The sequence below is a fragment of the Streptomyces sp. NPDC056452 genome (assembly GCF_042796085.1).
Taxonomy (GTDB): Bacteria; Actinomycetota; Actinomycetes; order Streptomycetales; family Streptomycetaceae; genus Streptomyces.
In genome coordinates this window covers 92,780-114,221 of record NZ_JBHTRI010000024.1, presented here as the reverse complement: position 1 = coordinate 114,221, position 21,442 = coordinate 92,780, and the positions used below count along the sequence as shown (strand labels likewise).

Genomic DNA, 21,442 nt, shown 5'->3' with positions numbered 1-21,442 from the left:
TGCCGACGGGTGCCGACGGGTGCCTGCGGGCGGCGATGGGTGTCCCTGGGCAGTGCGAGGAGCGGGCAGCCGGACTCACCGGACGGGCGCCGTTGCCCGTCCGGTGAGTCCGGCCGTCCCTGGATCAGGCCGGTCCCGGAGCGGCTCCTGAGGCAGCTCCGGAGCCGCCGAACCAGCGGCGCGTCCGGCGCACGCCGCGTACGACCGCGAAGCCCTTCGTGAGCGTCCGGTCCACGGCGAAGGTGCGGGCGACCGCCCGGCCCTCGACCAGTCGTGCGAACTCGGCGGTACCCGTGCTGCGGCGGACCGTCACCCGCTCCAGGGCGTACGGCCCCTGACCGCGGTGGGCCAGCGCGTTGCCCACGGCGAGGGACTGGGCGAAGCCCGCCGCCCGCACCGCCTGCCGCACCCGGCGGCTGGAGTAGCCGTAGGGATAGGCGAAGGAGGCCGGGCGCCCGCCCAGTTCGGCGGCGATGATGTCCCGGCAGCGCACCGTCTCGGCCCGCAGCCGCGCGTCGTCGAGCTGGTCCAGCTGGGGGTGGGTGTGGCTGTGGCCCCCGATCTCCACACCCGTCGCCGCGAGTTCCCGTACCTGGCCCCAGTCGAGCATGGTGTCCGGGGCGCCGCCCTCGTCGTACGCACCGCGCAGCCAGCCGGTGGAGACGAAGACGGTGGCGGCGAAGCCGTGTTCGGCGAGCAGCGGCAGGGCGTGCCGGTGCACCCCCTCGTAGCCGTCGTCGAAGGTGATCAGCACGGGCCGGGACGGCAGGGGCCGCCCCGAGCGCCAGCCCTCTCCGAGTGCCGCCGTGGTGAGCGGGGTGAAGCCGCGCCCGGCGAGGATCTCCATCTGCGCCCGGAAGGCGCCGGGCGAGACGGAGAGGCCGTACGCGGCGGAAGCCGGACGGTACCCGACGGCGTGGTACATGAGGATCGGTACGGCCACGCTCACGACGGCTCACCCCGCACGTCCGGGCCGGGTGCCCCGGCGTCCTCCGCGTCCAGGGGCAGTCGTTCGACGGCCGGTACGGAGAACGCCGCCCCGTTGCCCCGGGACCGGACGCTCCCCACGACGTAGCCACCCGCGGCGGCCAGCACACCGGTCACGACGGCGCCCGCCCGGCCGGCGCCTCCCGACCGGCCGAGCAACGCGTCCCGCACACCCCGCACCACCCCGGCCGGAAGCACCCGGGTGGTGTAGCGGCGCTCGGACTCGAGTCCCTTGCCCGCACCGACGCTCCGCGACACGAGTGCCTTGGAGAGCCCCTCGGCGTAGCACCGGGTACGGAAGTAACGGAAGCGCTCCCGTACCGCGGGGACCTTGTGGTGGATCACCGCGCGGTCGTCGATCAGCAGGACCGCGCGGGGCAGCGCACGGGCGAGCCGGATGCAGAGCTCCGTCTCCTCGCCGCCCAGCGGCCGCTTGTCGCCGTCCCGCCCGATCCCGGTGGCGAAACCGCCCGCCGCGTCGAAGGCCGTGCGCCGGAACGACGCGTTGCCCCCGAGGACGTTGCGGACCCGGACCGTGCCGGGCGGCAGCCCCCTGTACGTACACCCGACGACCCAGTCGAACTCCTCGGGGAACCAGGCGGGCCTGCGGCCCGAGGACCAGGCGGGCACGGTCCGCCCGCCGACGGCCATCACCCGCGGATCGTCGTAGCCCTTGTCGAAGTGGCGCAGCCAGTCCTGTTCGGCCACGGCGTCGTCGTCGAGGAACGCGACGATCTCCCCGCGGGCCGCGGCGATACCGGTGTTGCGGCCGGCCGAGAGGCCGCGGGGGCCCGCGTTCGCGAGCACCCGCACCGCCCCGGACCGCCCCGGCTGCCCGTACTCCTCGCCCAGCCGCTCCAGCAGCGCCGGGTTGTGGTCCACCACCAGCAGGATCTCCCGGGCCGGCAGGGACTGCGCGCGAACCGAGCCGACGGCCGCCAGGATGTCCTCCCAGCGGTCCTCGGTGTACACACAGATGACCACGGAGAAGTCGCGCAGGTTCACAGCACCTGTCCCCGGCCGATGACCGCGGGCACGGCGGCCGCCCGGCGCCCGCCACGGCGTACGCGCTTCTCCCTGAGGATCACCCGGAGCACCCGGATCCCATCGCGCACGGCACTGAGGTTGCTGACGCCGTGGATCCGGTTGTACTCGTGACTCGGGACCTCCTGGACCCTGAGTCCGGCCTTGACCACCCGGATGTTCATCAGCGTCTCGATCTCGAAGCCCGTGCAGTCCAGGGTGATCCTGTCCAGGCAGTGCTTCCAGAAGGCGTTGTAGCCGTAGCAGAGGTCGGTGTAGCGGGCCCCGAACTTGCGGTTGACGACGGTGCACAGCGCCCAGTTGCCGAACTTGCGGACCGGCGTCATGTCGTCCGTGCCGCCCCCGTTGGCGAAGCGGGAGCCCTTGGCGAAGTCGGCGCCGCCGACCAGGGCCGAGACGTAGCTGACGATCTCTTCGCCGTCCGCGGAACCGTCCGCGTCGACCATCACGATGATCTCACCGGTGCAGGCGGCGAAGCCGCTGATCAGGGCGTCTCCCTTGCCCTTGCCGACCTGCTTGACGACCACGACGTCGGGGCGCAGTTCACGGGCCACCCTGATCGTGTCGTCGGTGGAATTCCCGTCGACGAGCACGACTTCATGAATCCAGTCGGGCAGGGTCTTGAACACATAGGGAAGATTCTCCGCCTCGTTCATGGCGGGGATCACGACACTTACCGGCGGCGCTATCGCGAGGTGGGAAGAGATCGGTCGGTATTCGCTCTCCATTCGAGCGACTTCGGTCTCTTCGGTTGTCGATCTGATCGAGGAAGGCAGAACTGAACTCATGAGTCTTTTTCCCTCTCGTCCGGTGGACGGCCCGCCCCCGGGCAGTCCGGTCAAAGGTCCGGTTCGAAAGGGGGGTTCTCACCCCGGCCATGACGGCATGACACTCCGAGCTGGCTGGATGAGCTGGCACAACTGGCCGCACGGCGGCCGACTCGACTGAGTACGGCCGCTGGGCACGGCACCCCCCTACCGCGCCCCGCCCGGTATCCACCGCGGCTGCCTGAGCCCTCCCCTGGAGCCGCCTTGCGTGGTGGACCGTTGCGGGTGAATGTACGACGGTATTAACGAGTGGAACTATATGACAAGACCTCCCACGAGGTCTCGCTTTTTCCGGATTTTTGCCTGACTGTCACGTTCGCGTGCGGAATTGTGACTTCCTATTGCTCCGGTCTTTCCAGGCCTTCGGAATCCGGGCCGACAGGAAAATGATCAGCGCCGCTGCGGAAATGATCAGAACGGAATTCCGCGCTGACCTGCTGTCCAGCGCGGTCAGCGCCTGCGCCGCCAGGAGATTGACGGCGAGGGACCCCGAGGCCGAGACGACCAGCCGGCCCGTGCGGTCCATGCCGGGCAGCCACGCGGAGAGCGCGGCGGCCGGGGTTGCGAAGAGGTGAAAGAGCGCGAAAGGGGCGCGCATCGGTGAGTCGAAGTCGATGAGTGCCAGCGCGGCGCCCACCCCCGCCACCGCCGCAGCGCCACCTGTCACAAGAGGCAGCACATCTGTCCGAACTGACCCTGTCTCACTACTGATGATCCGCATTGGCGACTTTGCCCCCCAGTGCGCCGGATGCCGGACTTCAATGTGACGTAACGCCAGGAGGCCGTCAAGGAGCACTTGCTGAATGGTCTTGGCATGGACACTTCCGGAATTGCGGCCGTGACTGCTACCACGGAGTAGGCAGAGATCCTGCCCAAGGAGGTTCCATGAAAATGTCCAGACTCGTGGCGTTCTCGTCCTCTCTCCTGCTCGGCACCGTCCTCGCCCTGACCGGGGCCGGTGTCGCCAACGCCGAAGAATCCGCGGCCGCGGTCGACTACGTGGCTCTCGGCGACTCGTACTCCTCCGGCGTGGGCGCCGGCAGCTACGACAGCGCGAGCGGCAACTGCAAGCGCAGCACCCGGGCCTACCCCGTGCTCTGGGCCGCCGCCAACGCGCCCTCCTCGTTCTCCTTCACCGCATGCTCGGGGGCCCGTACGGCCGATGTCACGGCCGGTCAGCTCGGTCCCGTCAACTCCTCGACCGACCTCGTCTCGATCTCCATCGGGGGCAATGACGCGGGCTTCGCCGACGTCATGACCACCTGCGTCCTGCAGTCCGAGTCCACCTGCCTGAGCCGGATCGCCACCGCCCGTTCCTTCGTCGACTCGACCCTGCCCGGCCGGCTGGACTCGGTGTACTCGGCGATCAGCGCCAAGGCGCCCGCCGCCCGGGTCGTCGTCCTCGGCTATCCCCGCTTCTACAAACTCGGCGGCAACTGCCTCGCGGGTCTCAGCGAGAAGGAACGCGCCGCCATCAACAGCGCTGCCGACTACCTCAACGCGGCCACCGCCAAGCGGGCCGCCGACCACGGCTTCACCTTCGGTGATGTCACGTCCACCTTCACCAACCACGAGATCTGCTCGGGCAGCGCCTGGCTGCACAGCGTGAACTGGCTCAACATCGGCGAGTCCTACCACCCCACCGCCGCCGGGCAGTCGGGCGGCTACCTGCCGGTCTTCAACTCGGCGGCCTGACACCGCCCGTAGTCGCGCAGCGCAACCGGTCCGGCCGTCCGCCGGGGAGGAGGCCCCCGCCCGTCGGGGTCTCCTCCATCCGCGGGCATTCGGTGACCGCCCGTCAACCTCCGTATACATGTGCGTAATCCTGTTACCGGGATACGCGAGTGTCATCGCGGGACGATAGGGTTAACCTGCCCGGGCCGGGTGCCCTCGTACGGGTGGGGAGTGACATGGAACAGATAACGGTGCGCAGCAGGGCGCGTGTGCCTGCCATTACATGTGGGAGCAGTGCGACCAGTTCGCGCCTCGACCGCCATCTCGCAGTGCTGGGCGGCCCCGCCGTTCCGCAGCGTGAGTCCGCGGAAGCGACGCTGCTGATGCTCGAGCTCACCTCGCGCGACGCCGCGCACACCCGCAGGAGCCGGAGCGCGCGTGTCTCGCTCTTCGCGCCGCTGCGGCGACTGCGCCGCTCGCTCTTCGGCAGCCGCCGCTGACCCGACGGCCTGTCACGACCGGTCCGGCCCACCGCTCAGGGCCGTGCCCACGATCACTCCGTCCCGGCGCAGTGCTGCTGTCTGCTCGTCCGTCATCCCCAGGGCCCGCAGCGTTGCGTCGGTGTGTTCCCCCAGCGCCGGTACGGCACCCATCGGCGTCTCCGCCCCGCCCGGCAGCGTGATCGGCGGCAGCAGCGTGCGCAACGCGCCGACCGGTGAGGCCACGTCCCGCCACCGGTCCCGTGCGGCCAGCTGAGGATGGGCCGCCACGTCCGCGACGGTGTTCAGCCGTGCGCAGGCGATACCCGCCGTGTCCAGCCCGGCGAGCGCCTCCGCGCCGGTCAGTCGCGCGAGTGCCTGCCCCACCACCGCATCGGTCCGCTCCCGGTTCGCCGTCCGGGCGGTGTTCGTCGCGAAGGCCGGATCGTCCGCGAGCTCCGGCTGCTTCAGCACCTGTTCGGCGAGGCGGCGCCACTCCCGGTCGTTCTGCACGGAGAGCAGCACCTGTTCCCCGTCCGCGGTGCGGTACGCGTCGTAGGGGGCGATGACGGCGTGCGCGAGCCCCGTGCGCGCCGGGGTTTCACCCCCGTGCATCCCGTGGTGCAGCGGATGCCCCATCCACTCGGCCAGCGAGTCCAGCATCGAGACCTCCACCGGACCGCCGCGTCCCGTGGTGGCGCGCCGCAGCAGCGCCGCGAGCACACCGGAGAAGGCGTACATCCCGGCCGCGATGTCGGCGGCGGGAATCCCCGCCTTCACCGGCTGTCCGGGGGTGCCCGTGACGGACACCAGGCCGGCCTCGCACTGGACGAGCATGTCGTAGGCGCGCTTGTGCGCGTACGGCCCCTCGGCGCCGTAGCCGGAGATGTCCACGGCCACCAGGCGCGGATGTGCGGCGCAGAGGGCGGCGGCGTCCAGCCCGAGCCGCGCGGCCGCTCCCTGCGCCAGGTTCTGGACGAACACATCGGCGTCCGCGACGAGGCGGCGCACCACGGCCAGCCCGCGCGGGTCCTTGAGGTCGATCGCGACGGACTCCTTGCCGCGGTTGCACCAGACGAAGTGGGAGGCGAGTCCGCGCGCCGCGGTGTCGTAGCCGCGGGCGAAATCCCCTCCGTCGGGACGCTCGACCTTGATGACCCTGGCGCCGAGGTCGGCGAGCTGGCGGGTGGCGAAGGGGGCGGCGACGGCCTGCTCGACCGCGACCACGGTGATGCCGTCCAGGGGGAGTGGCTGAGTGCTCATGAGCACCGTACCTACCCTGTGCGCAGCACTTCTGTCATCCCGTCCGCCCCCGCTCGCGCTCGCCCGTGGTTCAGTCCGTGCCGCGTGCGTACCGGCGCACGGTCAGCGGGACGAACACGGCGAGCAGGACGGCAGCCCAGGCCAGCGTGCCCGCCACCGGGTGCGCGACCGGCCAGGCGGCGCCTTCGGCCGGGGAGGCGTTGCCGAAGAGATCGCGGGTGGCCGAGGCGAGGGCGCTGATCGGGTTCCACTCGGCGACGGTGCGCAGCCAGCCCGGCATGTCGTCCGTCGGGATGTACGCGCTGGAGAGCAGCGGCAGGATGAAGGTGGCACTGCCCAGCTGCCCCGCGGCCTCCTCGTTGCGGATGAGCAGCCCGAGCCAGTAACCCGCCCAGGACGTGGCGAACCGGAACAGCAGCAGCAGCCCGTACGCCCCGAGCGCTGCGGCCGGGCCGCCCTCGATCCGCCAGCCCGCCGCGAGTCCGACGAGCATCAGCGGGATCATGCCGACGGCCGTGGTCAGTACCTCGGCGGCGGTGGAGCCGAGCGGTACGGCGGCCCGGCTCATCGGCAGCGTACGGAAGCGGTCCATCACCCCGCGGTCGCAGTCCTGGGCCGCCTGGAACATCCCGGTCATGAGGCCGTTGGCCGCAGTTGCGGCGAGGAGGCCGGGCACCAGGAAGGAGCGGTACTCCTGCCCGGGGACCGCCAGTGCGCTGCCGAACACGTAGCCGAAGAACAGCAGCATCGTGATCGGCATGGTCTGGGTCAGGATCAGCACACCCGGCGCGGCTTTGATCTTCTGCAGCTGACGGCCCAGCATGGCCAGGCTGTCGGCCGCCAGGGAGCCCGTGACGGCGGGCGTCAGGGTCCGCTCGTGGACCGGGGTCGTCGTGCTCATGCTGCCGGCTCCTTCGGTGCGCGGACGTCGCCGCGGTCGGTCAGTCGGAGGAAGGCCTCGTCGAGGGTGGGCGGGCGCAGGCTCGCATCGATCACCGGGACACCCGCCGCGTCCAGTTCGCGGACGATGCGCGGCAGCGTGAGGGTGGCGTCGGACGCGACGACGCCGACGGTGCGGTGCTCGTGGTCGAGCGTCGGTTCGGCGCCGGTCAGCTGGTCGAGCACGGCCGCGGCGGCCCCGAGCGCCGACTCGTGTGCGACGACGACCTCCGCGTAACTGCCGATGAGGGACTTGAGTTCGATTGGCGTGCCCCGGTGGGCGGCCCGGCCCCGGTCGATCAGCACGATGTCGTCGGCGAGCTGGTCGGCCTCCTCCAGGTACTGCGTGGTCAGCAGGACGGTGGTGCCGCGCCCCGCCAGTTCGCGTACCGCCTCCCAGATCTGGTTGCGGCTGTGCGGGTCGAGGCCGGTCGTCGGCTCGTCGAGGAAGAGCACCTGCGGGCGGGTGAGGAGTCCGGCGGCGAGGTCGAGGCGGCGGCGCATGCCGCCCGAGTAGGTGCGGGCGGGGCGGTCGGCCGCCTCGGTCAGCCCGAAGCGTTCGAGGAGCTCGTCGGCGCGGGAGCGGCCCGCGGGGCCCCGGAAGCGGAGCAGTCGCGCGAAGAGGCGGAGATTCTGCCGCCCGGAGAGCTCGCCGTCGACCGAGGTGCTCTGCCCGGTGACTCCGATGGCCGCGCGCACGGCGGCGGCCTCGCGGACCACGTCGTGGCCGGCGACCCGCGCGCTGCCGCCGTCCGGGCTCGTCAGCGTGGTGAGCAGCCGGACGGCGGTGCTCTTTCCCGCGCCGTTCGGCCCCAGCACACCGCAGACGGAGCCCTCGGCGACGGCGAGGTCGAGCCCGCGCAGGGCATGGACGTCTCCGTAGTGCTTCTCCAGACCTTCACTAAGTACAGCGTACGTAGTTGCCATGGGCCTACCGTAGCGCACTACGTACGGTGTACGTAACTACGATGGTGCAAGAGGTGATGACCGATGGCGGGGCGACCCCCTGTACCCGAAGTGATCTGGGCGCGCCCCGAGCGGGCGGGCCGTGGGCCCAAGCCCGCTTTCAGCCGTGCGGACATCGCGGCAGCCGCCGTGCGTATCGCCGACGCCGAGGGCCTGGACGCGGTGTCGATGCGCAAGGTGGCCGCGGAGCTGGGCTGCGGCACGATGTCGCTCTACAACTACGTGCCGCGCAAGGAGGACCTGTACGAGCTGATGCTCGACGCGGTCAGTGGCGGGTACGACCTGCCGGAGAAGCCGTCCGGCGACTGGCGCGCCGACATGACGGCGCTCGCGCACCAGGCCCGCGCGATGATGCACCGCCACACCTGGGTGCCCCGGCTGATGTCACCGGTCTACGGATTCAGCCCGAACGTACTGGCCTACATGGAGTACACGCTGAGCATCCTGGACGGGCTCGATGCCCGGTTCGGCGAAAAGATGGAACTCATCGCCATGGTCAACGGCGTGGTCACCACCTATACGGCCAACGAGATCGCCACGGCCGAACGCAGCCGCTCGCTGCCCTGGACCGAGGAGCAGGAGCACGCGGCCCGCACCAACTATCTGATCAGCCAGATCATGACCGGCAAGTACCCGCGGCTGGCAGCCGGGTTCGCCGAGGACTCCGGGCCGATCGATCTGGAGGGTGTCTTCGACCGGGCGCTGGGCCGGGTACTGGACTCGTTCGAGCGGTAGGCGCGGCTGTCTGCCGGGTCACAGCAGCGCGAACTGCCCCTCCGGGCCCTCCTCGTGGTGGTCGAGGACGGAGGCGGGCCGCCGGGCCGTCGCGGGAGCCGGCACCACCCCGGCCGCCCGCAGCGCGTCGCGGGTGACAGCGGGCTCCGCGGCGAGCCGCTTCCGCAACGCCTCCTGCGCGGGCCGCAGTTCACCGAGGAGGGCGAGGACGGTGATCAGCTCGAGCAGCTCGGACGTCCACTCCTGCGGCCAGTCGCGCGGTCGCAGCGCCTCCAGGCCTTCCCGCCCGTCCTGGGCCGTGCGGCGCTCGAACCAGAGCTCCAGCATCCGGACGCCACTCACCCGGAACTCCCACGCTCCGGCCGGAACGGGGGAGATGCGCCCCTCGCCCGGCCCCTCGCCGAGCATGAGCGCCTCGTCGTCCGGGTCGTAGCGCAGCGCGGCCGGCCGGGGCGGTATCGCGGCCCGCACATAGGGCCGGCGGCCGCCCGGCAGCCGGGGACGCTGCCCGCCGCGCGCCCCGCGCAGCTGCAGACGCAGCAGTTCCCGGCCGAGCTCCACACCCTCGGCCCACAGGGTGCCGTCGGCGGGCAGCGGCACGAGACATCCGGCGGGGGAGGGGCGGGCGACGGCGAGGGTCCAGGCGAGGACGGACTCCGGGGCGACCGGGGCCGCGTACCGGGTGTCCAGCAGAGCGAGCAGGCCCGGCGCGAGATTGGGCTCCCGGCCGCCGGGGCGCCGGTAGAGCGGCCGTATCCGGCCCGGCCGGCCGGCGGGGGAGTGCCCGTCGGGAAGGAGCGCCGTCACGGAGAGGGCGGGCCCGGTGTCCTGCGGTACGTATCCGTGCTCGACGGCGAAGACCTGGTGCCCGTCGGCCACCCGCCACAGCTCGGGGCGGGCCGCGTCGAGCAACCGCTGGTCGGGGATCAGCCACTGCTCGTCGAAGGGGCCGTGCAGGATCCGTACCGGCTCGGGATACAGGCCCGGGTCCCGGGCGAACCGGCCCGTCGCGGTGGTGCGGCCCGGCAGTGCCGCGGCCGCGGTCAGGGGGCTGCGCGAGCGGCTGGACCGGAACAGCCGTTCCTGCTCGGCGCCCTCGGCCCGTACCAGCAGGTCCCAACGGGCCCTGAGGGAGGCCGCGTCCGGCGCGGTCACCCAGGGGCGCCCCGTTCTCAGGGGCCGCACCGACCAGGGCATGAGGTCGTCGAGCAGCGGGATCCCCTCGGCCCCGCCGGCTCCGGCCGCCACCCGTGCTGCCACCGTGTCGTCCTCCCCGTCGCCACGTCCGCCGCCCAAGGCATCGTAACGGCGGGCGGTGGAGGCGGGGCGGTCAGTGCGCTTCCACCGTCACGGAGAAGGAGAAACGGTCCCCCCGGTACCGGATGCGCGCCACGTCCACCACCCGCCCGTCGTCGTCGTACGTCACGCCCGTGTAGTGCAGGATCGGGCTGAGCAGCGGGATCTGGAGCAGCTCCGCCGTCGCAGGGTCGGCGAGACGGGCCTCGACCGTGTCCGTGATCCGGGAGATCCGTACGCCGACGGCGTCGCGCAGCACCTTCGTCATCGGCCACCGCTCGAGATCGGCCACGTCGATCCTGGCCGCGATCTCGGGGCGCACCGCGTTCTCCGCCCAGTTGGTGGGCTCGCCCGTCCCGTCGTCGCAGCGCAGCCGCCGGTAGTCGACCACCTCGGAGCAGTCGGGGAAGAACTCCGCGAGATCGCCCGGGACGGGGGTGGCGCCGTGGCCGAGGACCGTGGTCCGCTCACCCGACTGCTGGGCGACGATGGCGTCGATCGAACCCAGCAGCCGCACCGGCGACACCCGCCGGGCGCGCGGCTCGATGAACGTGCCGCGCCGCCGGTGCCTGCTGATCAGGCCCTCCGTCTCCAGCTCCTTGAGCGCCTGGCGCATGGTCAGGACGCTGACGCCGTAGTGCGCGGCGAGCTGCTCCTCGGTGGGAAGTCGCGGCGAGGCGTCCTGGGGGCGGCCCAGTATCGAGGCCCGCAGGGACTGCGAGACCTGGTACCACAGGGGGAGCTTCCGGTTCAGCACGAGGGAGTCGGGGGCGAAGGCGGGGGTGTGATTCACCTCGTTCACCTGGTTCATCCGGTTCACCTGGACTCTCTGGGCAGTGGCCGGCTTCGGGGGTTCACGGCCGGAAGTTGCGGCTCAGACCCTGCCACACGTCGTCGTACCCGTGCTGCAGATGGTCCGCGGCAGCGGCCTGCGCGGTCGCCGTGACCGGCCAGCGGGTCTCGAACATGAACGCGAGCCCGTCGTCGATCTTCTGCGGCTTCAGCTCCGCGCCGCTCGCCCGGTCGAAGGTCTCGCGGTCCGGTCCGTGCGCCGACATCATGTTGTGGAGCGAGCCGCCGCCGGGCACGAAGCCGCCCGCCTTCGCGTCGTACGCGCCCTCGATGAGTCCCATGTACTCGCTCATCACGTTGCGGTGGAAGTACGGCGGGCGGAAGGTGTCCTCGCCGACCAGCCAGCGCGGGGCGAAGACGACGAAGTCGACCCCGGCCAGCCCAGGGGTGTCGGACGGGGACGTCAGCACCGTGAAGATCGACGGATCCGGGTGGTCGAAGCTGATGCTGCCGAGGACGTTGAAGCGGCGCAGGTCGTAGACGTACGGGGTGTGGTTGCCGTGCCAGGCGACGACGTCGAGCGGGGAGTGGTCGTACGTGGCCGACCAGAGGTTCCCGCAGAACTTGTTGACGACCTCGACCGGTCCCTCACGGTCCTCGAACGCCGCGACGGGCGCCAGGAAGTCCCGTGCGGCCGCCAGGCCGTTGGCGCCGATAGGGCCCAGATCGGGCAGGACGAACGGCTGCCCGTAGTTCTCGCAGACGTACCCGCGGGCGGTGGCGTCCAGGAGCTCGACACGGAAGCGGACACCGCGCGGCACGAGCGCCACATGGCCGGGTTCGAGGCGCAGCAGTCCCAGTTCGGTACGGACCAGGAGGCCGCCGCGCTCGGGCACGATCAGGAGCTCACCGTCGGAGTCGCTGAACACCCGGTCCGTCATGGAGGAGTTCGCGCTGTAGAGGTGGATGGCCATGCCGGTGCGCTGCGTCGCGTCGCCGTTGCCGCCCAGCGTCCACAGGCCGGCCAGGAAGTCCGTACCCGGCGCGGGCTCGGGGAGCGGGTCCCAGCGCAGCCGGTTGGGATCGGCAACCGCCTCGGTGAAGGGAGCGGTGCGCAGCGCGCCGTTGTCGACGCGGACGAACGGGGGATGGGCCGCCGAGGGGCGGATCCGGTAGAGCCAGGAGCGGTGGTTGCGTGCGCGGGGTTCGGTGAAGGCCGAGCCGCTCAGCTGCTCGGCGTAGAGCCCGAGCGGTGCGCGCTGCGGTGAGTTCCGGCCGTGCGGAAGCGCTCCCGGGACGGCCTCCGAGCCGTGCTCGTTGCCGAAACCGGTGCTGTACGTGAGAGTCTCCGCCGTCTTCCTGGCCTGTTCGGTGCCACTCATCATGCGCTCCCGTTGGAAGAGGAATCCCATGGATCCCCTGACGAAGAATCCTATGGTCAACCGTAGGAATCGAAACGCCGCCCGTCAACGGCATACGGGGACCGCTGTGCCGTGTCCGTGACGGCCGGTGCGGAAACGCGGCGGGAACAGGTGCGGATACGGGTGCTGCGGGCCGGGCGGGACCGGCGAACCGGGCCTCCGGGCCCGCGCACGGTGGACTCACCCCCGGCCGGACCCACGGCATCATGGAACCGTGCCCCATGCGAACACGAACCTCCGGCGCGCCCCCGTGCAGCAGCGCAGTGCAGAACGCCTCACCCGGATCCTCGACGCCTGCGCCGGGCTCCTCGACGAGACCGGCTACGAACAGCTCTCCACCCGGGCGGTGGCCGACCGTGCCGGTGTGCCCATCGGATCCGTCTACCGGTTCTTCTCCAACAAGCGGGGCCTGGTCGACGCACTCGCCGAGCGCAATCTGGACCTCTACGCCGAGCGCATCGTGGCCCGCCTCGCGGACATTCCCACGGAGGACTGGCGGAGCGCGATCGACGCCGTACTCGACGAGTACCTGGCGATGAAGCGCACGGTCCCCGGCTTCGCCCTCGTCGACTTCGGCCCTCCGGCGCCGGCCGGCGACCCGCTCGACGAGTCGAACCGCAGGGTCGCGGGCCGGCTGGCCTCCCTGCTCTCCGGTCATCTCGGCCGCGACCCCGACACCGATCTGCTCCGGACGGTACTGGTCTGCGTCGAGGCTGCCGACGCCGTGCTCCAACTCGCCTTCCACGCCGACCCGTCGGGTGACCCGGCTCTGATAGGGGAGACCCGCGTGCTGATCCAGGCCTATCTCGCGCGGGTCCTCGAATGACAGGTGGCGCCAACACCTCGCCAGCATCCGTACCGGTCGGTATGCTCGATCCGGCCGGGAGCTCACACCCGCTGTGCGGTCCGCGGCCCGACGGCGCATGCCCGTGCGCCACTGCTGTCGCCGCCCCGGGGAGGGCCCATGTCCCACGATTCCCGCACCGCTCTGCGTATCTGCCCGCTCTGCGAAGCCACCTGCGGACTCACCCTCACCATCGAGGGAACGACGGTCACCGGTGCCCGCGGCGACCGTGACGACGTCCTGAGCCAGGGCTTCATCTGCCCCAAGGGCGCGTCCTTCGGAGGTCTGGACTCCGACCCCGACCGGCTGCGCACCCCGCTCGTGCGGACGGACGGCGTCCTGCGGGAGGCGACCTGGAGCGAGGCCTTCGACCTGATCGCCGCGAGGATCCCGGCCCTCGTCCAGGAGCACGGCAAGCAGTCGGTCGGTGTCGTCCTCGGCAACCCCAACGTGCACACGATGGCCGGCGGGCTCTATCCCCAGCTGCTGCTCTCCGCGCTCGGCACCCGCAACGTCTTCACCGCGAGCACCCTCGACCAGATGCCCAAGCACGTCTCCAGCGGCCTGCTCTTCGGCGACGCCAACGCCATCCCCGTACCCGACCTGGACCGCACCGCCCATCTGCTCCTGATCGGCGCCAACCCGCTCGAGTCGAACGGGAGCCTGTGCACCGCCCCCGACTTCCCGGGCAAGCTCAAGGCGCTGCGCAAACGCGGTGGCACCCTCACCGTCATCGACCCGCGCCGCACCCGCACCGCCCGTCTCGCGGACCGGCACGTCGCGATCCGCCCCGGGGCCGACGCCCTCCTGCTCGCCGCGCTCACCCAGGTCCTCATCGAGGAGAAGCTCGCGGACCCCGGCGTGCTGACCGAGCACCTCGACGGCTACGACGAACTGGCCGAGGCCATCGAGGACTTCACGCCCGAAGCGGTGGCCGCCGCCTGCGACATCGACGCCGCCACCATTCGTACGATCGCCCGCGAACTGGCCGCAGCCCCCGCCGCGGCCGTCTACGGACGCATCGGCAGCTGCACCGTCGAACACGGCACCCTGGCGAGCTGGCTGGTCGACGTACTCAACATCCTCACCGGCAACCTCGACCGCCCCGGCGGCGCACTCTTCCCGCTCTCCGCCACCGCCCGCGCACCCCGTGCCGCCGCCCCCGGCAAGGGCTTCGCGCTCGGCCGCTGGGCGAGCCGTGTCTCCGGGCACCCCGAGGCCAAGGGCGAGCTCCCCGTCGTCGCACTCGCCGAGGAGATCGAGACCCCGGGGGAGGGGCGGATCCGTGCCCTCGTCGTCGTCGCGGGCAACCCGGTGCTCTCCGCGCCGGACGGCGACCGGCTCGACCGGGCGCTCGCCGAGGGCCTCGACTTCATGGTCAGCGTCGACCCGTACCTCAACGAGACCTCACGCCACGCGGACGTCGTGCTGCCCCCGCCGCCGCCCTCGCAGAGCGCCCACTTCGACTTCGCCCTCAACTCCCTCGCCGTGCACAACCAGGTCCGCTACACGCGCGCGGCCGTCCCGCTGGAGGACGACCGCATGGCCGAGAGCGAGATCCTCGCCCGGCTCGTCCTCGCCGTCGGCGGTATGCACGGGGCAGCGCCCGAAGCGGTCGACGACATGGCCATCGCCGCCACCCTCGGCAAGGCCGGCCTCCCCGAGGAGTTCGCCGCCGAGCTGACGGGCCGCACCGGCCCCGAGCGGCGCCTCGACCTGATGCTGCGCCTCGGCCCGTACGACCTCACGCTGGAAGGGCTCCTGGCGCATCCGCACGGCATCGACCTCGGTCCGCTGAAGCCCCGTGTCCCGGAGCTGCTCAGGACCCGCAGCGGCCGCATCGAGCTGTTCCCCGCCCCCATCGCCGCAGACCTGCCACGGCTCCGGGAGGCACTGGACGAACGGCCCACCGGTCTCGTCCTCGTCGGCCGCCGCCATCTGCGCTCCAACAACAGCTGGATGCACAACGTCTCCTCCCTCCGCGGCGGCTCGAACGTCTGCACCCTGCAGATCCACCCCGACGACGCCGCCCGTATCGGGCTCGCCGACGGCGCCACGGCACGGATCACCGCGGCGGGCGGCGAGGTCGAGGCGCCCGCAGAGATCACCGACGCGGTACGGACCGGAGTCGTGAGCCTTCCGCACGGCTGGGGGCACAGCCGCCCGGGCACACGCATGTCCGTCGCCGAGACCGGGCCGGGAGTCAATGTGAACCAGCTGCTCGACGGCACGCTCCTGGACCCGCTGTCCGGGACCGCTGTGCTCAACGCCGTCCCGGTCTCCGTAGCACCAACTCTCTGACCTGGGGTTTTGCTCGTATTGCTCACACGTCAACATCTTGTTAACCGCCCGACGGGACACCTAACGTCATCCGAACCGCCGAGACCGGTGAGAGTTCAAAGGTGAACGTTAGGTATCCCACATGCTGACAATCCTCGGATTTGCCATGATCGCGACCTTCCTGGTCCTGATCATGATGAAGAAGATGTCGCCGATCGCGGCGCTGGTCCTGATACCCGCACTCTTCTGCGTAGCCGTCGGGCAGGGTGCGAAGCTCGGCGACTACGTCATCGAAGGCGTCGGCACCCTCGCGCCGACCGCGGCGATGCTGATGTTCGCCATCGTCTACTTCGGCGTGATGATCGACGTCGGACTCTTCGATCCCGTCGTCAGGGGCATCCTGCGCTTCTGCAAGGCCGACCCGATGCGGATCGTCATCGGTACGGCGGTGCTCGCCGCGATCGTCTCGCTGGACGGTGACGGCTCCACCACCTTCATGATCACCGTCTCGGCCATGTATCCGCTCTACAAGCGGCTGAAGATGAGCCTGGTCGTGATGACCGGTGTCGCCGCCACGGCCAACGGTGTCATGAACACCCTGCCCTGGGGCGGTCCCACCGCCCGCGCGGCCACCGCGCTCAAGCTGGACGCGGCCGACATCTTCGTCCCGATGATCCCGGCCCTCGCCGTCGGACTCCTCGCCGTCATCCTCCTGGCGTGCGTCCTGGGCCGTCGCGAGCGCAAGCGCCTCGGCACACTCACTCTCGACGAGGTGCTCGTGCGGGAGCCCGAGACCGTTCTCGTCGGCGCGGGCGGCGGCGGTGACCGGCTGGTGAAGGGCACGGCGTCCACGGGCGGCGGAGACGCCGCCGAGGACCACGCGGCCGACGACAGCGGCGAGGACTTCAAGGGGCTCGACCCCGACAGGCCGACCCTGCGCCCCAAGCTCTACTGGTTCAACGCCGGCCTCACCGTCGCCCTGCTGGCGTCGATGATCCTGGAACTGATGCCGATCCCGGTGCTCTTCCTCCTCGGCGCGGCCCTCGCCCTCACGGTCAACTTCCCCCACATGCCCGACCAGCGGGCCCGCATCGCCGCCCACGCCGACAACGTGCTCAACGTCTCCGGCATGGTCTTCGCCGCCGCCGTCTTCACCGGGGTGCTCACCGGCACCGGCATGGTCGATCACATGGCCGACTGGCTGGTCGGGGCCATCCCCGACGCGATGGGCCCGCACATGGCCGTCGTCACCGGCGTACTGAGCCTCCCCCTAACCTACTTCATGTCCAACGACGGCTTCTACTTCGGCGTCCTGCCCGTGCTCGCCGAGGCCGGTGCCGCCCACGGCGTCTCCTCGCTGGAGATCGCCCGGGCCTCCCTGGTGGGCCAGCCCCTGCACATGTCGTCCCCGCTCGTGCCCGCGGTCTACGTCCTGGTCGGCATGGCGAAGGTCGAGTTCGGCGACCACACCAAGTTCACCGTCAAGTGGGCCGTGCTCACCTCGCTGGTGGTCCTCGGCGCCGGAATCCTCTTCGGCATCATCTGATGCCTGCGGAACCACGGCCCGGCAGGGGCTGGCTGCTGCGCCTCGTCATCGCCTTCGCCTTCGCCCAGGGAGCGGTGTCGATGGCGCGGCCTGCCGTCTCCTACCGGGCCCTCTCGCTCGGCGCGGACGAGAGCGCGATCGGCGTCATCGCCGGCGTGTACGCGCTCCTGCCGCTCTTCGCCGCCGTACCGCTGGGCCGCAGGACCGACCACGGCCGCTGCGCCCCCCTGCTGCCGCTCGGGGTCGTACTGATCGGCGGGGGCTGCGCACTCAGCGGCACGGCCGGTTCCCTCCCGGCGCTGGCGGCCTGGAGCGGACTCATGGGCCTCGGCCACCTCTGCTTCGTGATCGGCGCGCAGTCACTCGTCGCACGGCAGTCGGCTCCCGCCGAACAGGACCGCAATTTCGGCCACTTCACCATCGGCGCCTCCCTCGGCCAGCTCATCGGCCCGATCGCCGCCGGATACCTCATCTCGGAGCGGGACGGCGCCATGGCCCGTACCAGCGCCCTCGCCCTCCTCGTCTCCGCAGCCGTTGCCGTCGTCTCCTTCACCGCGCTGTGGCGCATCGAGCACCGGACGGTCGCCGGCTCCCCCTCGGAGGCCGCCCGGAAGGTACCGGTCGGCCGGATCCTGCGCACCCGTGGCGTCCCGGCCGGCATCTTCATCAGCCTCGCCGTGCTCTCCGCCACCGACATCCTCACCGCCTACCTGCCGGTCGTCGGCGAGCAACGCGGCATCGCACCCGCCACCGTCGGACTGCTGCTGAGTCTCCGGGCCGCCGCGACCATCGCCTGCCGGCTGGCGATGACGCCGATGCTGCGGGTCCTCGGCCGGAACGCGCTGCTCACCACGACCTGCCTGCTCGGGGGCCTGATCTGCGCGGCCATCGCGCTGCCCGTACCCGTCCCGGTGCTCGCAGTGATGCTCGCTCTACTCGGCTTCTGCCTGGGAGTGGGCCAGCCCCTGTCGATGACCACCGTCGTACGCGCCGCCCCCGCGAAGGCGCGTTCCACCGCACTGGCCCTCCGGCTGACCGGAAACCGCCTCGGCCAGGTGGCCGCCCCCGCGACGGCGGGTCTGACCGCCGGAATCGCGGGCAGCGCCGCACCGTTCGTGATGCTGGGCGTGCTGCTCGTCGGGGCCGCCGGACTCGGTCTGCGCGGCGGCCGGACGAAGGCCGAAGAACCCGCGGCCGGGACCCGGGGTGCGGATTCCGCGGGCCGGAACAAGGCCGCGGCATCCTCTCCGGCCGCACCCGTGCCACGGACCGAACGCCCCTGCGAGAACCGGAACCCCACCTGACACATCCGGCCTGCTCCGCCACTTTGCCGACTTAACTTTTTAACCTGCGCACGAGTCATTCCCACACCCCGCCCAGTGGGCTAACTTCGGCCACGCAGCCGCTCCCCACGTGCAGCCCACCCACCTCCCCGGGCGGAACCATGACTCGTGCCATCTCCCTGCACAGCGTGAGCAAGACGTACGGACGGGCTCCTCGTGCCGTCGACGACTTCTCGCTGTCCGTCGACCCGGGCGAGTTCGTCGTGCTGCTGGGGCCGTCGGGCTGCGGCAAGTCGACCGTGCTCCGCATGATCGCGGGTCTGGAGGAGATCTCCGAGGGGGAGCTGCTGCTCGACGGCGAGCCCGCGAACCACGTGTCGCCGCGCGAACGCGGCATGGCCATGGTCTTCCAGAACTTCGCGCTCTACCCGAACATGACCAATCGCGCCAACATCGGCTTCCCGCTGAAGCTGGAGAACCCGCGCAGGGACAACAGCGAGCGCGTCGAGGCCACGGCCAGGATGCTCGGCATCGAAAGCGTGCTGGACCGCTACCCCGGCCAGCTCTCCGGCGGCGAGCGCCAGCGGGTCGCGATGGGCCGGGCCATCTCGCGCCATCCCTCCGCCTTCCTGATGGACGAGCCGCTGTCCAACCTGGACGCGAAGCTGCGCAACCACCTGCGGGCCGAGATCTCCCAGCTCACCCGGGAACTGGGCGTCACCACCGTGTACGTCACGCACGACCAGGCCGAGGCGATGTCGCTCGGCGACCGGGTCGCGGTGATGCGCGGCGGGGTGCTCCAGCAGGTCAGCACGCCGCGCGAGGTCTACGCGACACCCGAGAACGTGTTCGTCGCCGCGTTCATCGGCACCCCCAGGATCAATCTGCTCCAGGCCGTCGTCCACGCCCCGCTCGAGGGGCGCATGTCCATCGACCTCGGCCGGCAGCGCCTGCCGCTGCCCGAACCCCTCAGCCCCGACCACCAGTTGCTCCGTATCCAGCAGGGCCGCCGGATCATCGTGGGCCTGCGCTCCGAGGCGGTCCGGATCGCCCCGCCCAGCCATGCCCGCCGGGGCGAGGTCGCGCTCAGCGGCATCGTCGAGCACGTCGAGTACCAGGGGCACGAGGCGCTCGTCCACCTCAACACGGGTTCACAGCCCGCGGTGGTGCCCGATCTGGAGTCGGCCCGCCAGCAGTCGCCCCAGCGCCGCCGCCGCGCATCCGGTGGCGGGATCGGTGTACTGGAACGCCTGAAGCAGCGCGCCACCGGTTCCGTCGCCGTACTCGACAAGCCGGACGCGGAACCGTACGCCGTGCGCAGCCCCGACCGGCCGGCCGTCACGGCGAGCGACCTCGTGGTGCGCACCGGCCCCGACATGCGGCTGCGGGCCGGCGGGCAGGTGCCGCTCCTCGTCGACCTGGCGCATCTGTACGTCTTCGACCACTCGGGGCGCCGGATCTGCCCCCTGCCCAAGGTCATTCCGGGGCTCGACGTGTGACCGCCGGCCGCCGCCGCGCGTGACCTGTGTCTCCAGCCGTTCCCTGGCGCCGAAAAACTAACAGCGCTAGTTTGGGGCCGGGACGGCATCCGTCCGTACGATGCACGGCTACGGCGGCAGGCACAGCAAGCCCGGGAGGAACAGCCATGAAGGCGCATGACGGGATGTACATCGGCGGGGAGTGGCGGCCCGCCGCGGGCCGGGACACGATCGCGGTCGTGAATCCGGCGGACGAGCAGGTCATCGGCCACGTTCCGGCGGGCACCGCCGAGGACGTCGACGCCGCGGTACGCGCCGCACGCGCCGCGTTCCCCGGCTGGGCGGCCACCCCGCCCGCCGAGCGCGCCGCACGGATCGCCGCCCTGCGCGACGTGCTGGCCGCCCGCAAGGACGAGATCGCCGAGACCGTCACCGCGGAACTGGGCTCGCCGCTGCCGCTGTCCCAGATGGTGCACGCGGGCGTACCGGTGCTGGTCGCCGGCTCGTACGCCGAACTGGCCGCCTCCTACTCCTTCGAGGAGAAGCTGGGCAACTCCACCGTCCTGCTGGAGCCCGTCGGGGTCGTCGGGGCGATCACCCCCTGGAACTACCCCCTCCACCAGATCGTCGCCAAGGTCGCCCCCGCGCTCGCGGCGGGCTGCACCGTCGTGCTCAAGCCGGCCGAGGACACCCCGCTCACCGCCCAGCTCTTCGCCGAGGTCACCCAGGAGGCAGGGCTGCCCGCCGGCGTCTTCAACCTGGTCACGGGCCTCGGCCCGGTCGCCGGACAGGCACTCGCCGAGCACGCGGACGTCGACCTCGTCTCCTTCACCGGGTCCACGGCTGTCGGCAGGCGGATCGGCGCCACGGCGGGCGCGGCGGTCAAGCGCGTCGCCCTGGAGCTCGGCGGCAAGTCCGCCAACGTCATCCTTCCCGGCGCCGATCTCGCCAAGGCCGTCAACGTCGGTGTCGCCAACGTGATGTCCAACTCGGGCCAGACGTGCAGCGCGTGGACCCGGATGCTGGTCGACGGCGAGCGGTACGAGGAGGCCGTGGCCCTCGCCGCGGCGGCCGTCGCGAAGTACGTACCCGGGGAGCGGGTCGGCCCCGTCGTCAACGCCAAGCAGCAGGCCCGGGTGCGCGGATACATCGAGAAGGGCATCGAGGAGGGCGCCCGCCTCGTCGCAGGGGGCCCCGAGGCGCCCAAGGAGCAGGGGTACTACGTCAGCCCCACCGTGTTCGCCGACGTCACGCCCGGTATGACCATCGCGCGGGAGGAGATCTTCGGCCCGGTCCTCTCGATCCTGCGGTACGAGGACGTGGACGACGCCCTGCGGATCGCCAACGACACCGTGTACGGGCTGGCCGGGGCCGTCTGGGCCGCCGACGACGCCGAGGCCGTGGCCTTCGCCCGCCGCATGGACACCGGACAGGTGGACATCAACGGCGGCCGGTTCAACCCGCTGGCGCCGTTCGGCGGTTACAAGCAGTCGGGAGTGGGGCGCGAGCTCGGCCCGCACGGCCTCGCCGAGTACCTGCAGACCAAGTCCCTCCAGTTCTGAGCCCTTCACCGACCGCCAAGGAGTCT

19 protein-coding genes are annotated in these 21,442 nt (G+C 71.4%); 9 read left to right on the top strand and 10 right to left on the bottom strand.

Annotated features, from left to right (window positions below):
- Positions 1–124: 124 nt before the first annotated feature.
- The 4 genes from ACFQ6X_RS23470 to ACFQ6X_RS23455 form a co-directional block, all read right to left on the bottom strand.
- Positions 125–925 (bottom strand): polysaccharide deacetylase family protein, encoded by an 801-nt coding sequence (locus ACFQ6X_RS23470; protein WP_383184342.1) that lies wholly within the window; start codon positions 923–925, stop codon positions 125–127.
- 20 nt (positions 926–945) lie between these two features.
- Positions 946–1,992 carry a glycosyltransferase gene (locus ACFQ6X_RS23465; RefSeq protein WP_383184320.1) on the bottom strand — a complete coding sequence of 349 codons (1,047 nt, stop codon included), beginning with the start codon at positions 1,990–1,992 and terminating at the stop codon, positions 946–948.
- A complete protein-coding gene (locus tag ACFQ6X_RS23460; protein WP_383184319.1) occupies positions 1,989–2,759 on the bottom strand; it encodes a glycosyltransferase family 2 protein in 771 nt (256 codons plus the stop codon). The genes ACFQ6X_RS23465 and ACFQ6X_RS23460 overlap by 4 nt, the downstream gene beginning before the upstream one ends.
- A 409-nt stretch (positions 2,760–3,168) precedes the next feature.
- A complete protein-coding gene (locus ACFQ6X_RS23455; RefSeq protein ID WP_383184318.1) occupies positions 3,169–3,495 on the bottom strand; it encodes a hypothetical protein in 327 nt (108 codons plus the stop codon).
- Between the two features lie 248 nt (positions 3,496–3,743).
- Between ACFQ6X_RS23455 and ACFQ6X_RS23450 the strand changes: the two genes are divergently transcribed.
- Both ACFQ6X_RS23450 and ACFQ6X_RS23445 read left to right on the top strand, forming a co-directional pair.
- Positions 3,744–4,553, top strand: coding sequence for an SGNH/GDSL hydrolase family protein (locus tag ACFQ6X_RS23450; protein WP_383184317.1), 810 nt, complete (start codon positions 3,744–3,746; stop codon positions 4,551–4,553).
- 215 nt (positions 4,554–4,768) lie between these two features.
- Positions 4,769–5,032 (top strand): hypothetical protein, encoded by a 264-nt coding sequence (locus ACFQ6X_RS23445; protein WP_329212691.1) that lies wholly within the window; start codon positions 4,769–4,771, stop codon positions 5,030–5,032.
- Between the two features lie 12 nt (positions 5,033–5,044).
- On the opposite strand, the gene ACFQ6X_RS23440 is transcribed toward ACFQ6X_RS23445, so the two are convergent.
- The 3 genes from ACFQ6X_RS23440 to ACFQ6X_RS23430 form a co-directional block, all read right to left on the bottom strand.
- Positions 5,045–6,274 (bottom strand): CaiB/BaiF CoA transferase family protein, encoded by a 1,230-nt coding sequence (locus ACFQ6X_RS23440; RefSeq protein WP_383184316.1) that lies wholly within the window; start codon positions 6,272–6,274, stop codon positions 5,045–5,047.
- Positions 6,275–6,344: 70 nt separating this feature from the next.
- Positions 6,345–7,175 (bottom strand): ABC transporter permease, encoded by an 831-nt coding sequence (locus ACFQ6X_RS23435; RefSeq protein WP_383184315.1) that lies wholly within the window; start codon positions 7,173–7,175, stop codon positions 6,345–6,347.
- Complete coding sequence (locus tag ACFQ6X_RS23430; protein ID WP_383184314.1) at positions 7,172–8,140, bottom strand: ATP-binding cassette domain-containing protein; 969 nt, start codon at positions 8,138–8,140, stop codon at positions 7,172–7,174. The genes ACFQ6X_RS23435 and ACFQ6X_RS23430 overlap by 4 nt, the downstream gene beginning before the upstream one ends.
- Positions 8,141–8,203: 63 nt before the next feature.
- On the opposite strand from ACFQ6X_RS23430, the gene ACFQ6X_RS23425 reads away from it, so the two are divergent.
- The gene (locus tag ACFQ6X_RS23425; RefSeq protein WP_329212694.1) at positions 8,204–8,914 is read left to right on the top strand and encodes a TetR/AcrR family transcriptional regulator; all 711 of its coding nucleotides are present in this window, start codon (positions 8,204–8,206) and stop codon (positions 8,912–8,914) included.
- A gap of 18 nt (positions 8,915–8,932) precedes the next feature.
- Here ACFQ6X_RS23425 and ACFQ6X_RS23420 read toward each other — a convergent pair whose 3' ends face one another.
- The 3 genes from ACFQ6X_RS23420 to hmgA form a co-directional block, all read right to left on the bottom strand.
- Positions 8,933–10,174, bottom strand: coding sequence for a type ISP restriction/modification enzyme (locus ACFQ6X_RS23420; RefSeq protein ID WP_383184313.1), 1,242 nt, complete (start codon positions 10,172–10,174; stop codon positions 8,933–8,935).
- Between the two features lie 70 nt (positions 10,175–10,244).
- On the bottom strand, positions 10,245–11,021 hold the full coding sequence (locus ACFQ6X_RS23415) for a GntR family transcriptional regulator (protein ID WP_383184312.1): 777 nt from the start codon (positions 11,019–11,021) through the stop codon (positions 10,245–10,247).
- 43 nt (positions 11,022–11,064) lie between these two features.
- Complete coding sequence (gene hmgA / locus ACFQ6X_RS23410) at positions 11,065–12,384, bottom strand: homogentisate 1,2-dioxygenase (RefSeq protein ID WP_383184311.1); 1,320 nt, start codon at positions 12,382–12,384, stop codon at positions 11,065–11,067.
- Between the two features lie 253 nt (positions 12,385–12,637).
- On the opposite strand from hmgA, the gene ACFQ6X_RS23405 reads away from it, so the two are divergent.
- The 6 genes from ACFQ6X_RS23405 to ACFQ6X_RS23380 all read left to right on the top strand — a co-directional run bounded on the left by ACFQ6X_RS23405 (position 12,638) and on the right by ACFQ6X_RS23380 (position 21,416).
- The gene (locus ACFQ6X_RS23405; protein WP_383184310.1) at positions 12,638–13,249 is read left to right on the top strand and encodes a TetR family transcriptional regulator; all 612 of its coding nucleotides are present in this window, start codon (positions 12,638–12,640) and stop codon (positions 13,247–13,249) included.
- 138 nt (positions 13,250–13,387) lie between these two features.
- Positions 13,388–15,568: a molybdopterin oxidoreductase family protein gene (locus ACFQ6X_RS23400; protein WP_383184309.1), complete on the top strand. Its 2,181-nt coding sequence runs from the start codon at positions 13,388–13,390 to the stop codon at positions 15,566–15,568.
- A 121-nt stretch (positions 15,569–15,689) separates the two neighbouring features.
- The gene (locus ACFQ6X_RS23395) at positions 15,690–17,093 is read left to right on the top strand and encodes a CitMHS family transporter (RefSeq protein ID WP_383184308.1); all 1,404 of its coding nucleotides are present in this window, start codon (positions 15,690–15,692) and stop codon (positions 17,091–17,093) included.
- On the top strand, positions 17,093–18,397 hold the full coding sequence (locus ACFQ6X_RS23390) for an MFS transporter (RefSeq protein WP_383184307.1): 1,305 nt from the start codon (positions 17,093–17,095) through the stop codon (positions 18,395–18,397). The genes ACFQ6X_RS23395 and ACFQ6X_RS23390 overlap by 1 nt, the downstream gene beginning before the upstream one ends.
- Positions 18,398–18,537: 140 nt before the next feature.
- Positions 18,538–19,875: an ABC transporter ATP-binding protein gene (locus ACFQ6X_RS23385; protein WP_383184306.1), complete on the top strand. Its 1,338-nt coding sequence runs from the start codon at positions 18,538–18,540 to the stop codon at positions 19,873–19,875.
- A 146-nt stretch (positions 19,876–20,021) separates the two neighbouring features.
- A complete protein-coding gene (locus tag ACFQ6X_RS23380) occupies positions 20,022–21,416 on the top strand; it encodes an aldehyde dehydrogenase family protein (protein WP_351177333.1) in 1,395 nt (464 codons plus the stop codon).
- Positions 21,417–21,442 lie beyond the last annotated feature (26 nt).

Excerpts from the sequence above, each read along its gene's own strand:
- ACFQ6X_RS23470 (WP_383184342.1), bottom strand. The coding sequence starts at position 925 with ATGTACCACGCCGTCGGGTACCGTCCGGCTTCCGCCGCGTACGGCCTC.
- ACFQ6X_RS23460 (WP_383184319.1), bottom strand. The coding sequence starts at position 2,759 with ATGGAGAGCGAATACCGACCGATCTCTTCCCACCTCGCGATAGCGCCG.
- ACFQ6X_RS23450 (WP_383184317.1), top strand. The coding sequence starts at position 3,744 with ATGAAAATGTCCAGACTCGTGGCGTTCTCGTCCTCTCTCCTGCTCGGC.
- ACFQ6X_RS23445 (WP_329212691.1), top strand. The coding sequence starts at position 4,769 with ATGGAACAGATAACGGTGCGCAGCAGGGCGCGTGTGCCTGCCATTACA.
- ACFQ6X_RS23440 (WP_383184316.1), bottom strand. The coding sequence starts at position 6,274 with ATGAGCACTCAGCCACTCCCCCTGGACGGCATCACCGTGGTCGCGGTC.
- ACFQ6X_RS23435 (WP_383184315.1), bottom strand. The coding sequence starts at position 7,175 with ATGAGCACGACGACCCCGGTCCACGAGCGGACCCTGACGCCCGCCGTC.
- ACFQ6X_RS23430 (WP_383184314.1), bottom strand. The coding sequence starts at position 8,140 with ATGGCAACTACGTACGCTGTACTTAGTGAAGGTCTGGAGAAGCACTAC.
- ACFQ6X_RS23425 (WP_329212694.1), top strand. The coding sequence starts at position 8,204 with ATGGCGGGGCGACCCCCTGTACCCGAAGTGATCTGGGCGCGCCCCGAG.
- ACFQ6X_RS23415 (WP_383184312.1), bottom strand. The coding sequence starts at position 11,021 with ATGAACCAGGTGAACGAGGTGAATCACACCCCCGCCTTCGCCCCCGAC.
- hmgA (WP_383184311.1), bottom strand. The coding sequence starts at position 12,384 with ATGAGTGGCACCGAACAGGCCAGGAAGACGGCGGAGACTCTCACGTAC.
- ACFQ6X_RS23400 (WP_383184309.1), top strand. The coding sequence starts at position 13,388 with ATGTCCCACGATTCCCGCACCGCTCTGCGTATCTGCCCGCTCTGCGAA.
- ACFQ6X_RS23395 (WP_383184308.1), top strand. The coding sequence starts at position 15,690 with ATGCTGACAATCCTCGGATTTGCCATGATCGCGACCTTCCTGGTCCTG.
- ACFQ6X_RS23390 (WP_383184307.1), top strand. The coding sequence starts at position 17,093 with ATGCCTGCGGAACCACGGCCCGGCAGGGGCTGGCTGCTGCGCCTCGTC.
- ACFQ6X_RS23385 (WP_383184306.1), top strand. The coding sequence starts at position 18,538 with ATGACTCGTGCCATCTCCCTGCACAGCGTGAGCAAGACGTACGGACGG.
- ACFQ6X_RS23380 (WP_351177333.1), top strand. The coding sequence starts at position 20,022 with ATGAAGGCGCATGACGGGATGTACATCGGCGGGGAGTGGCGGCCCGCC.